Origin of the sequence: Bradyrhizobium sp. AZCC 1721, assembly GCF_036924715.1 — a bacterium.
Taxonomy (GTDB): domain Bacteria; phylum Pseudomonadota; class Alphaproteobacteria; order Rhizobiales; family Xanthobacteraceae; genus Bradyrhizobium.
In genome coordinates this window covers 3,652,040-3,664,340 of sequence record NZ_JAZHSB010000001.1, presented here as the reverse complement: position 1 = coordinate 3,664,340, position 12,301 = coordinate 3,652,040, and the positions used below count along the sequence as shown (strand labels likewise).

The window sequence follows — 12,301 nt, the reverse complement described above, 5'->3', positions numbered from 1 at the left end:
GCTATACGCTTTCCGGAGGCAGTAATCCAACTATTCGGCAGGCGCGGCGATCGCCGCCGGCCGGGATCGCTGCCGCAGCCGGTCGATCAGAAGGTAGATCACCGGCGTGGTGTACAGCGTCAGGATCTGCGACACGACCAATCCGCCGATGATGGTGATGCCGAGCGGCCGGCGCAGCTCGGTGCCGGGGCCGGTGGCGATGACCAGCGGAATGCCGGCGAACAGCGCTGCCATCGTCGTCATCAGGATCGGCCGGAAGCGGGCGCGGCAGGCCTCGAAGATCGCGTCAGCCGACGACAGGCCGCGGTGGCGCTCGGCATCGAGCGCGAAATCGACCATCATGATGCCGTTCTTCTTGACGATGCCGATCAACAGGATGATGCCGACAAAGGCGATCACGGTGAGCGGCGTATTCGTCACCTGCAGCGCCAGCAGCGCGCCGAGGCCCGCGGACGGCAGGGTCGAGATGATCGTGATCGGGTGGGCCAAGCTCTCATAGAGCACACCGAGCACGATATACATCGCCACCAATGCGCCGAGGATCAGAAGCGGCTGCCGCCCGCTGGTCTTGTTGAAATCGCCGGCACTGCCGTCGAAACTGCCGCGGATGCCCTCCGGCATGTGCAATTCCTCGACCGCGCGCTGGATATTGGAGGTCGCGACCTCCAGCGGCACATCGGGCAGCAGATTGAACGAGACCGTCGTCGAGGGGAACGATTGCGAGTGGTACACCGCAAGCGGCGACAGGCCGCGCTGGTAGCGCACTACGGCCGATAGCGGCACCTGGGCGTCGTTGGCGCCTGCCACATAAATCCGCTCCAGATTGGAAGGATCGCTCTGGAATTTCGGGTCGATCTCCAGCACCACCATGTACTGGTTGCGCTGGGTATAGATGATCGAAATCTGGCGCTGCGCGAAGGCGTTGTTCAGGGCGTTGTCGATGTCCTGGACGCTAACGCCGAGGCTCGAGGCCGTCTTGCGGTCGATCACCAGCGACAATTGCAGCCCGCCGGGGTCGCGGTCGCTGGAGATGTCGGTGATGCCCTCCACCGTCTCCATGCGCTTGGCGACCAGCGGCGCCCATTTCTGCAGGAGCTCGAGATTCGTGCTCGACAGCGTGTACTGGTAATCGGAGTCGCTTTGCCGGCCGCCGGTGCGGAGGTCCTGCGCCGCGAACATGAACAGGCGGATGCCGGCGACCCGGTAGAGATTCTTGCGCAGGCGATCGATCACCTGCTCTGTCGACATGCCGGCCCGCTCCTCCGGCGGCTTCAGGCTGATGAACATGGTGCCGCGGTTGGAGCCGCCGCCGCCCGGACCGGCGGTGCCGCCGAGCGAAGAGCCGATGGCGGCGACCGCAGGATCGGCCATCACGATGTCGGCCAGTTGCTGCTGCAGCCCGAGCATCGCCTGGAACGAGGTATCGGGAGATGCGCGTGTCGCGCCAATCACAAGACCGCTGTCGTCGGTCGGGAAATAGCCTTTCGGCGTCTTGATATAGAGCACCACCGTCAGAGCAATGGTGGCAAAGAACACGAGCAGGGTCAGGAACGGGAAGCCGAGCACCGCCCGCAGCGTCCAGGTGTAGAAGGAAACGATGCGCGACAGCGTGCCCTCGACCAGCCGGTCGAACCAGGTCGCGCGATCGGAGGTCGCTTCCTTGATATAATGCGCGCAAATCATCGGCGTGATCGTGAGCGACACGACAGTCGACACCACGATGGCAAAGGTCAGCGTCAGCGAGAATTCGCGCAGCAGCCGGCCGACGATCCCGTCCATGAAAATCAGCGGCGTGAAGGCCGCGATCAGCGACAGGCTGATCGACAGCACGGTAAAGCCGATCTGCTTGGCGCCTTCGAGCGCCGCCGGATACGGCGCCATGCCATGTTCGAGGTTGCGGTACATGTTCTCGATCATGACGATGGCGTCGTCGACCACGAAGCCGACGGAAATCGCCAGCGCCATCAGCGACAGATTGTCGATCGAGAAGCCGGCGAGCCACATCCCGGCGCAGGTGCCGGCCAGCGCCAGCGGCACCGAAACGCCGGCCGCAATGGTCGGCGTCAGCCGCCGCAGGAACGCGAACACCACCACCATGACGAGAAATGCCGTCGCCAGCAGTGTGTACTGCATGTCGAGCACGCTGGCGCGGATGGTGCCGGTGCGGTCGACGAGCGTCGAAATTTCCACGCCGCCGGGCAGCCACTGCTTCAGGTCCGGCAGCAGCGCCCGCACCCGATCGACAGTATCGATCACGTTGGCATCGCCCTGCTTGGTGATCTGGATCAGGACCGCCGGCTGCTTGTTGAACCAGGCGATCGAGCGGCTGTTGCGGACGGAATCCTCGACCTCGGCGACATCGGCGAGGCGGACGAAGTTGCCGGCGGAGCTCTTGATGATGATGTCGCGGAATTCGGCCGCGGTACGCATCTGCTTGTTGGTCGAGATCGTCTCGCTCTGGCGGCCGCCGTTGAAAATCCCGACCGGTCCCAGCGGATTGGCGTTGATGATCGCGAGCCGCACGTCGTCGGTCGCGATCCCGGCATTCGACAGCGCCACCGGATTGAGCGCGATCCGCACCGCCGGCTGGTCGGCGCCGGTGACGTTGACTTCGCCGACCCCCGGAACCTGCGAGATGCGCTGCGCAATCACGGTATCGGCGACGTCGTACATCGCACTCGTCGTCAGCGTCTTCGACGTCAGTGCCAGCACGAACACCGGGGCGGCCGCGGGATTGGCTTTGCGGAATCGTGGCAACGACGGCAGGTCGGTCGGCAGGTCCGCCAGCGAGGCGTTGATCGCCGCCTGCACGTCACGCGCGGCACGGTCGATGTTGCGGCCGATCGAGAACTGCAACTGGATGCTGGTGGACCCGAGCGAACTGGTCGAGGTGATCCGGTCAAGGCCCGCAATCTGGCCGAGCCGGCGTTCCAGCGGCGCGGCAACCGTCGAGGCCATCACGGAAGGATCGGCACCGGGACGCGTGGCGGACACCCGGATCATCGGGAAGTCGACATTGGGCACCGATGAGACCGGCAGAAAAACATAGGCGACCATGCCGACCAGGAAGAGCCCGATCGCCAGCAGCGTGGTGCCAACCGGCCGGCGGATGAAGGGCTCCGAGATCGATGCCATCTACTGCATCCCCTCGGTGGCGCCGGCGACCGGCGGCCCGGTGGGCCCCGGCTCCGGCACGGCCTTCTGAATTTTCCGGTTGAGCCGATCGAGCGCCAGGTAAATCACCGGTGTCGTATAAAGCGTCAGCAACTGGCTCAGCAGCAAGCCGCCGATGATGGAAATGCCGAGCGGAAAGCGCAATTCTGCGCCGGTACCGGTTTCGATCGCCAGCGGCAGCGCGCCGAACAGCGCCGCCAGCGTCGTCATCATAATGGGGCGGAAGCGCAACAGGCAGGCCTGCACGATAGCCTCGGAAGGCGACATGCCCTGATGCCGCTCGGCTTCAAGCGCAAAGTCGATCATCATGATCGCGTTCTTCTTGACGATGCCCATCAACAGGATGATGCCGATCAGGCCGATCACCGACAGATCCTGCCCGAATAGCATCAGCGCCAGAATGGCGCCGACGCCGGCGGACGGCAGCGTCGAGAGAATGGTGATCGGGTGAATGTAGCTCTCATAGAGCACGCCAAGCACGATGTAGATGGTAACGATCGCCGCCAGAATGAGCCATGGCTGGCCGGCCAGCGACTTGGAGAATTCGGCCGCATCGCCCGAGTAGACGCCGACGATGCTGCCGGGCATGCCAATTCTGGTCTCGATCCGCTTGACCGCCTCGACGGCATCGCCCAACGCCTCGCCGGGGGCGAGGTTGAAACTGAGCGACACCGCCGGAAACTGCGCGAGGTGCGAGATCGCCAGCGGCGCGGTAGTGCGGGTCAGCGTCGCCACCGCCGATAGCGGCACCTGGGCGCCGGGCGCGCCGGCGGTCGTGCTCGCGGCCCCCGGGAGATAGAGTTTCGACAGGATCGACGGATCGCGCTGGTACATCGGCATCGCCTCCAGCACCACGCGATACTGGTTGGCCTGGCCGTAGATCGTCGAAATCTGCCGCTGAGCAAAGGCGTCGTTGAGGGTGTCGTTGACCGCCTGGAGGCTGACGCCGAGCTGGCCGGCGCGCTGGCGGTTGATGTCGAGCGCGGCGCGCAAACCGCCCTCCTGAGCTTCCGACGAGACATCGCGGAACAGCGGCTCCCGGCGCATCTCCGCAACGAGCTTCTGCGACCACAGCGCCACCTGCGCGGCATCGGTGCCGGTCAGCGTATACTGGTACTGCGAGCGGCTCGACTGGGTCGATATCTGCACGTCCTGCACCGGCTGGAAATAGATGGTCATGCCGGGAATTTTCGCTGTGCGCTGCTTCAGCCGGTCGACCACCACGGAAATATCATCGTGCCGCTCGCCGCGCGGTCTAAGCGTCATCACCAGACGTCCGACATTGGTGGTCGCATTGACCGATCCGGCCCCGATCACGGAGACGACGCCGACCACGTCCGGATCGGCCTGGATCGCGGCCGCCGCCGTCGCCTGCCGGCTTTGCATCTCGGCAAAGGAGACGTCGGGACCGGCCTCGGTCACTGCGGTGATCGAGGCGGTATCCTGGAGCGGTAGAAAGCCCTTCGGCGCGATCACGTACATAAAGAGCGTCGCGGCGATGGTGGCGAACGTCACCACAAGCGTCGCGCGCTGGCGCTGCAGCACCCACAGCAGCGTGCGATGGTAGAAGGCGACCATGCGGTCGATAAAGCGGCTGACGGCGGCAAGCCCCGGGACCGTCATCTCGTCCCCGACATGCTTCAATAGCCGCGAACACATCATCGGCGTCAGCGTCAGCGACACGATCGCCGAGGTCACGACCGCAATCGTCAGCGTCAGCGCAAATTCGCGGAACATGCGCCCGACCAGCCCAGACATGAACAGCAGCGGGATGAAGACCGCGATCAGCGACACCGTCAGCGAGATCACGGTAAAGCCGATTTCGCTGGCGCCCTTCAGCGACGCCTCCATCACCGACTCGCCGTTCTCCATGTGACGGACGATGTTCTCGATCATCACGATGGCGTCGTCGACCACGAATCCGGTGCCGATCGTCAGCGCCATCAGCGACAGGTTGTCGAGGCTGAAGCCCGAAAAATACATGATGCCGAAGCTCGTGATCAGCGATAGCGGCAGCGCCACGCCCGCGATCAGGGTCGCGCGCAGCGACCGCAGGAACAGCAATACCACCAGCGTCACCAGCACCACGGAAAGGATCAGCGTGAACTGGACATCCCGCACCGAGGCGCGGATGGTGACGGTGCGGTCGGAGACGATGGTCAGATTGACGCCGGCCGGAATCGCGCGCTGCACCTTGGGTATTTCGTCGCGGATCTGCCTGACGACCTCGATGACGTTGGCGCCGGGCTGGCGCTGGATGTCGATGATGACGGCCGGCGTGCCCTGATACCAGCCGCCGGTGCGATCGTTCTCCAGCCCATCGATGATGGTGGCGACGTCGCCGATCGTGACAGGTGAGCCGTTACGATAGGCGATGATGATGGGCTTGTAGGCCTCCGCTGCCGCGATCTGGTCGTTGGCGGCAATGGTGTAGGCCTGCTGCGCACCGTCGAGCGATCCCTTCGGCCCTGAGACGTTGGCGCCGGCGATGGCGCTGCGCAAATCTTCCATCGAGATGCCGTAAGCGGCGAGCCGCGCCAGATCGGCCTGCACCCGCACCGCAGGCTTGAGCCCGCCGAGGATCGCAACGCGCCCGACGCCGGAAATCTGGCTGAGCCGCTGGCCGAGGATGGTGTCGGCGATATCGCTCATGGCGCGCAGCGAAATCGTCTCCGACGTCAGCGCCAGCGTCAGGACCGGCGCATCTGCCGGGTTTACCTTGGCGTAGGTCGGCGGATACGGCAGATTCCTTGGCAGGATACCCGCCGCTGCGTTGATGGCCGCCTGGACGTCCTGGGTGGCGCCGTCGATGTCGCGGTTGAGGTCGAACTGCAGCGAGATCTGGCTGACGCCGAACGAACTGGTCGACTGCATCGAGGACAGCGAGGGAATCTGCCCGAGCTGGCGCTCCAGCGGCGCCGTGATGAGCGAGGCGACCACGTCGGGGCTGGCACCCGGCAGGTGCGTCGTCACCTGCACGGTCGGGAAATCGACCTGCGGCAGCGCCGATACCGGTAGCGCCCAGTAGCCGAGCGCACCGCCGATCATCAGCGCGATCCCGAGTAGCGAGGTCGCGATCGGCCGGCGGATGAACGGTTCGGAGACGCTCATGGTTGCGTGCTCACTTTACGAATTCATTTCAGGCGTGCGGCGCATCGATCATGGCTGCGACTTCGCAGCGCCGCCGCGCGCTGGCTCGGCCGGCGCCGGGCCGGTTTGTCCCTTTTGATCGCCCTCGCCGCGCTTGCCGCGGCGCTCGCCATCGTTGGCTTGACCCTCCTTGCCCGGACCTGCCTTGGAGTCTCCCTTGGCATCGGGGCTGCGGCTGCGCTTGCGCGGCGCGAGGTCGGCTGTTGGCGCCCTGTCGTCGGTGCCAATCAAGACATTGGCGCCGTCGGACAGATTGGCAAAGCCGGTGGTCACCACGCGATCGGAAATCGAAAGGCCGCTCGCGATGACGGCATCGTTTTCGTTCTGCTGCGTCACCACGACCGGCTTTGCGGTCGCGACATTGTTGGGGCCGATCACATAGCTGAATGTCCCAATCGGACCACGTTGCACCGCCGAGCTCGGCACCACGATCGCCTTCTCCAGCGTTTCGACCTTCAGCCGCACATTGACGAACTGTCCGGGCCAGAGCTGGAATTTGGCGTTGGGAAACTCCGCCTTGAGCTTCAGCGTGCCGGTGGTCGGATCGACCTGGTTGTCGATGCCTTTGAGCGTACCGGTGTCGATGACGCTCACGCCGTCATTGCCGAACACGTCCACCGCCAGCACGCCTCTGGCGGCGGCAGCGTTGACCCGCACGATCTGCTGCTGCGGCAGGCTGAACTGCACGGCGATCGGCTGCAGTTGGGTGATGATGACGAGGCCGGTGACGTCGGAGGCGCGGATGATGTTGCCCTGATCGACCTGGCGCAGGCCGGCGCGCCCAGACAACGGGGCGATGACCTTGGTATAGCCGAGCATCGCCTTGGCATTGTCGATCGCGGCCTGATCGGCCTGCACCAGCGCTTCCTGCTGGGCGACCACGGCGCGCTGCGTATCGGCCTGCTGCTTGGAGCCGGCATTCGACGCGGCGAGTTGCTGATAGCGCGCCAGATCGAGCTTCTGGTTGGCCAGCAGCGCCTCGTCCTGCGCCTTCTTCGCCACCGCCTGATCGTACTGCGCCTGGTAGATCACGGGATCGATTTCGGCCAGCACGTCGCCCTGCTTGACGTCCTGACCTTCGACGAAGTTCACCTTGATCAGCTTGCCGTCGACCTGGGCGCGCACCGTCACCGTGTTCAGCGCGCGGACCGAGCCCACGGCATCGAGATAGACCGGCACATCCTGCGTGCGGGGCATAGCCGCCAGCACCGGCACCGGGAGATCGGGACGTGCGCCAAGCCCGCCACGGCCGGTCTGCTTCTGCTGAAAGGCGTTCCAGCCGAGGTAGCCGAGCCCGCCGAGGATCAACAGCGTGATCGAAAGTGACACCATCCGCCGGCCAATGCCGCGCACGACGCGCTTGCCCGCCGTCTTCGGGTCGTCTTTCACTTCCGGCTTAAAGAGCATCGACCGGCCTTTCCATCCTGGGCTCCCAGCCGCCCCCCAGCGCCTGATAGAGGCTGACGATTGCCAGCAGCCGGGCCAGTTGAGCCTGCGACAGCGCATCCTCGGCCTGGAATAATGTTTGCTGCGTATTTAGCACAACGACGATGTCGGCGGTCCCGGCCCGCAACTGCTGCTCGGACAATTCAAACGCCCGCCGCGACGACGCCACGACCTCGCGCTGCAGCCGCAGCCTCTCGGTGGTCTGGCGGATCGACATCAGGGCGTTATCGACATCGGCAAAGGCCTGCACCACCGTCTTGCGGTAGGTCTGCAGCAGTTCATCCTGCAGCGCCTTGGTGAGCTCGAAATTGCCGAGGATCCTGCCGCCGTCGAAGATCGGTTGGGTCAGGCTGCCGACCATGCTGAAGAACGCGGCTTGCGGCTGAAACAGCGCCGTCAACGCCGAGCTTTGATAACCGCCCTGCCCCGTCAGTTGAATGCTCGGAAAGAACTGCGCGCGGGCGCTGCCGACATTGGCGGTGGCCGAGGCAAGCTGCGCTTCCTGCCGGCGGATGTCAGGGCGCTGCGTCAACAGCTCGGAAGGCAGGCCCGGCGTGACGCGTGGCGCGGCAATCCGATTGAGGGTTCCACCGGTGACGCGCACGGATTCCGGCGGACGCGACACCAGGATTGCCAGCGCGTTGATGTTCTGGTCGAGCGTCTGCCGCAGCGGCGGCACCAGCGCGCGCTGATTGGCCACCACGCTTTCCTGTTGCGCGACGTCGAGGTCGGTACCGGTGCCGGCTCTGAAGCGCTCCTTGATGGCGTTCAGGATGCGCTCGGCGCTCGCGATGTTTCGCTGTGCGGTACGAATCCGATCCTGCGCGGCGAGCACCTGGAAATAGGCATTGGCAACCGTCGTCAGCGTGGTCAGCGCGATGACGTCGCGGTCAAAGCGGCTGGCGACCGCGGTCTCCTCCGCCGCCTGGGCGGCGTCGCGGTTCTTGCCCCAGAAATCCAATTCGTAGCTGGCGCTAAGCGATGCCGAATAGTTGACCACCTCACGGCCGCCAATGGACAGGCCGCTGGCGCTCGAACGGGAGGTGCGGGAATAGCTCTCCGAACCGGTACCGCTGAGAGTTGGCAGCAGCGCCGCGCCCGCGATTCGTGCCTGCGCATCGGCCTGCCTGAACCGCGCGGTGGCGGCCGCAATATCCAGATTGACGGTCTGCGCCTCCTCCATCAGGCCCGTCAGCTCCCGCGAGCGAAATCCGCGCCACCAGTCGAGCGTCGGCGGTGCGTCCGCGGCCTTCGAAAGCCGCGCCGCCTTGTAGCCTTCGGGGATGTCGAGCGCAGGGTCGGGAAGGTCCTTGGTCAGGATGCAGCCCGCGGAGCTGGCGACGAGGCCAAGCACGGCAAGCGATCGCGCCAGCCGCTTGCCGCCCGGAATGAGAACAGGCCAACCTTCGATCGCAGCAGTTGCAATTCGCTGGGTCACACCCGTTCTCCACCGGGCAAATCCCGGCCCGGCGCAATATGAGCGCTTCTCCTGTTGGGCTGCGATACGTTCACGGGGGTGATGCTTCCGTTGGAACCGAACCGCGATATTAGCCTTGCGATCAGCACGCGGACAGCCCCGCGCAGCCTCTCGCCGATCGTACGTTCAGGTGCGCAAAACGGGCGACAAAGAGCTCACTTCCCCTTGTTTTATAGGGTTTGGAACGATGTAGGGCTGCCGCAGGACCGCCGAATTCTTACGAAGATTTCATGGGGTTTTTCCCCCGTTCTGACGTCCAACACCGGGTCCTCGCACAGTGGAGTCCGGCCTGTGGCCGATTTGAAACTCCGGGAACAGCCGTATTTCGCACCATGCAATGGAGGGCCCTGATTCTGCGGCGCATGGACCGGATAGGGATTCCACGAGCATGCATGCGCGGCTGCAGCCGATCGGCCATCGCTCAGCTATCGCGTGACGAGCCTGCTGATCGATCTGGATGTGGCCGACTCAAACCGGCAATCGCTGCTGCTCTGCGTCAACCGCGCGGCGCTCTACAGCTTCCACGAGGCATGCGGCCGGTCCCACCGGAGGGCGCGGCCTTCAATACCGGCTTGGCGAGTGGAAAAATCAACGTCTATACTTCGCCGGCGTTGTCCACCCCGTGCCAAGCATTGAAGCAGGGTCGATCGGCCATGCGAAGCCCGGGTAAACCGCAATTCGATGGATCGCACATGCCCGAGTTGATTTCGGTCACATCGGAAACTGTAGACGCGACGTTTCCGGAATTGCCCCGCCTGGTCCGGCTGGCGCTGGGCTTTGGTTCAAAGCTGCAACACGGCACGCTCGACGTGACACTGGCCGACGGCCGCGTGGTCCGGTTGGGCGGCAACGGGCCGGGTCCTGCCGCCGTGATGAAGATTTACGATTACGGGTTTGCCTCGCGGCTCGTGCGCGGCGGCGACATCGGCATTGCGGAAGCCTATCTGCGCGGCGAATGGGACACGCCCGACCTCACGCAATTCCTCTATTTGTTCTGCGTCAACCAGGACTGGATGCAGACCATGCTGATCGGCAACCCGCTGACGCGCACCTTCCAGGCCGTCAGGCATTGGCTCAACCGCAACACAAAGCGGCAGGCTCGCCGCAACATCTATGCGCATTACGACATCGGCAACGCCTTCTATTCGGCCTGGCTCGATCCCAGCATGACCTATTCGTCGGCGCTGTTCGAGGACGACACGCCCGACCTGACGGCTGCGCAGCACAACAAATACCGACGGCTCGCCGAGGCCATCGATCTGCGGCCGGGCCAGAAGCTATTGGAGATCGGCTGCGGCTGGGGCGGCTTTGCCGAATACGCCGCCAAGACGTTCGGCGCCAAGGTCGTAGGCCTCACCATCAGCAAGGAACAGCGCGATTTCGCACAGGCGCGCATTCAGAACGCCGGACTCGGCGATAGGGTCGAGATCAAGCTGCAGGACTACCGCGACGAGCGCGACCGCTATGACCGGATCGTCTCGATCGAGATGATCGAGGCGGTTGGCGAGCAATTCTGGCCGAAATATTTTTCACAGTTGCGCGACCGCCTGCTGCCGGGTGGCCTCGCCGGTATCCAGGCCATCACCATCCAGGACAGCCTGTTCCAGGCCTATCGCCGCGAAGTCGACTTCATCCAGCGCTACGTCTTTCCGGGCGGCATGCTGCCGTCGCCGCAGATCCTGAAAACGCTCGGCGAACGCTTCGGCGTTCCCGTCATCCGCGAACGCATCTTTGGGCAAGATTATGCCAAGACGCTCGCGATCTGGCGAAGCAATTTCCGCGCGGCCTGGCCGAACCTGACGCCGTCGGGTTTCGACGATCGCTTCCGGCGGCTGTGGGAATATTACCTCGCCTATTGCGAGGCCGGTTTCCTGTCCGGAAATATCGACGTGCGCCAGGTGGTGTTTGCGAAATCGGACTGATCGCCCTGCCCCAACGCTGGCTTGTATGGCTGGCGGCCCTCCTTTAGGGTCGCCTAACGATTAGGCAAACGAACCGGCGATTTCAAAAACATGGCCTTCAACAAAGACGTCATCGAAGCGATCGGCAACACGCCCCTCATCAAGCTAAAGCACGCTTCGGAAGCGACCGGCTGCACCATTCTCGGCAAGGCCGAATTCATGAATCCCGGCCAGTCGGTCAAGGACCGCGCCGGCAAATGGATGATCCTCGAGGCCGAAAAGCGCGGCGATCTCAAACCGGGCGGGCTCGTGGTGGAATCAACCGCCGGCAATACCGGCATCGGGCTCGCCGTGGTCGCCAGCGCCCGCGGTTACCGCACGCTGATCCTGATCCCGGAAACGCAGAGCCAGGAAAAGAAGGACATGCTGCGGCTGTGCGGCGCCGAGCTCATCGAAGTGCCGCAACTGCCCTATTCCAATCCGAACAATTATCAGCACGTCGGGCGGCGGCTCGCTGACCAGCTTCGCAAGACCGAGCCGAACGGCGTTTTGTTCGCCGACCAGTGGAACAATCTCGACAACGCCAAGGCGCATTACGAATCCACGGGTCCTGAGATCTGGGAGCAGACCGGCGGCAAGGTCGACGGCTTTATCTGCTCGGTCGGCACCGGCGGCACGCTCGCGGGCGCCAGCCGCTTTCTGAAGGAAAAGAACAAGGACATCGTGACCGCCTGTGCCGATCCGCACGGCTTTGCGATGTACGAGCTGTTCAAGCATGGTCAGGCCAAATCGACGCCAGGGGACTCGATCACCGAAGGAATCGGGCTCGGCCGCGTCACGCCCATCATCGAGACCGCTGTTGTCGATGACGCTTTCCTGGTTTCCGACGAGGAAGCCGTAACGGTGATCTACGAACTGCTCGAGCAGGAAGGCCTGTGCCTCGGCGGCTCCACCGGTATCAACGTCGCTGGCGCGATCCGATTGGCAAAGCAGCTCGGACCCGGCAAGACCATCGTCACCGTGCTGGCCGATTCCGGCGGCCGCTATCAGTCAAAGCTGTTCAATCCGGCATTCATGCGCTCGAAGAACCTGCCGGTGCCGGCATGGCTGGAAAAGCGTACCAAGATCGACGTGCCGTTCGAGAAGGTTTAAG

6 protein-coding genes are annotated in these 12,301 nt (G+C 64.2%); 2 read left to right on the top strand and 4 right to left on the bottom strand.

Translation table 11 applies throughout. The annotated features are described in order from the left end of the window. Positions 1-30 precede the first annotated feature (30 nt). The 4 genes from V1273_RS17435 to V1273_RS17420 are packed head-to-tail and all read right to left on the bottom strand — an operon-like array spanning position 31 to position 9,181. Complete coding sequence (locus V1273_RS17435; protein WP_334410351.1) at positions 31-3,135, bottom strand: efflux RND transporter permease subunit; 3,105 nt, start codon at positions 3,133-3,135, stop codon at positions 31-33. Further along, entirely contained in the window at positions 3,136-6,285 is a 3,150-nt protein-coding gene (locus tag V1273_RS17430; RefSeq protein ID WP_334410350.1) for an efflux RND transporter permease subunit, read from the bottom strand. A gap of 48 nt (positions 6,286-6,333) precedes the next feature. Beyond that, a complete protein-coding gene (locus V1273_RS17425) occupies positions 6,334-7,731 on the bottom strand; it encodes an efflux RND transporter periplasmic adaptor subunit (protein ID WP_334410348.1) in 1,398 nt (465 codons plus the stop codon). Further along, positions 7,721-9,181, bottom strand: a complete 1,461-nt coding sequence (locus V1273_RS17420; protein ID WP_334412229.1) for an efflux transporter outer membrane subunit — start codon at positions 9,179-9,181, stop codon at positions 7,721-7,723. Before V1273_RS17420 ends, V1273_RS17425 begins: the two co-directional genes overlap by 11 nt. Before the next feature lie 758 nt (positions 9,182-9,939). Here V1273_RS17420 and V1273_RS17410 point away from each other — a divergent pair. Beyond that, positions 9,940-11,169, top strand: coding sequence for a cyclopropane-fatty-acyl-phospholipid synthase family protein (locus tag V1273_RS17410; RefSeq protein ID WP_334382253.1), 1,230 nt, complete (start codon positions 9,940-9,942; stop codon positions 11,167-11,169). 90 nt (positions 11,170-11,259) lie between these two features. Continuing rightward, complete coding sequence (locus tag V1273_RS17405; protein WP_334362481.1) at positions 11,260-12,300, top strand: cysteine synthase A; 1,041 nt, start codon at positions 11,260-11,262, stop codon at positions 12,298-12,300. Position 12,301 lies beyond the last annotated feature (1 nt).

Bases quoted from the DNA above. Each gene is read 5' to 3' on its own strand.
- V1273_RS17405 (WP_334362481.1), top strand. From the start codon at position 11,260: ATGGCCTTCAACAAAGACGTCATCGAAGCGATCGGCAACACGCCCCTC.
- V1273_RS17425 (WP_334410348.1), bottom strand. From the start codon at position 7,731: ATGCTCTTTAAGCCGGAAGTGAAAGACGACCCGAAGACGGCGGGCAAG.
- V1273_RS17435 (WP_334410351.1), bottom strand. From the start codon at position 3,135: ATGGCATCGATCTCGGAGCCCTTCATCCGCCGGCCGGTTGGCACCACG.
- V1273_RS17430 (WP_334410350.1), bottom strand. From the start codon at position 6,285: ATGAGCGTCTCCGAACCGTTCATCCGCCGGCCGATCGCGACCTCGCTA.
- V1273_RS17410 (WP_334382253.1), top strand. From the start codon at position 9,940: ATGCCCGAGTTGATTTCGGTCACATCGGAAACTGTAGACGCGACGTTT.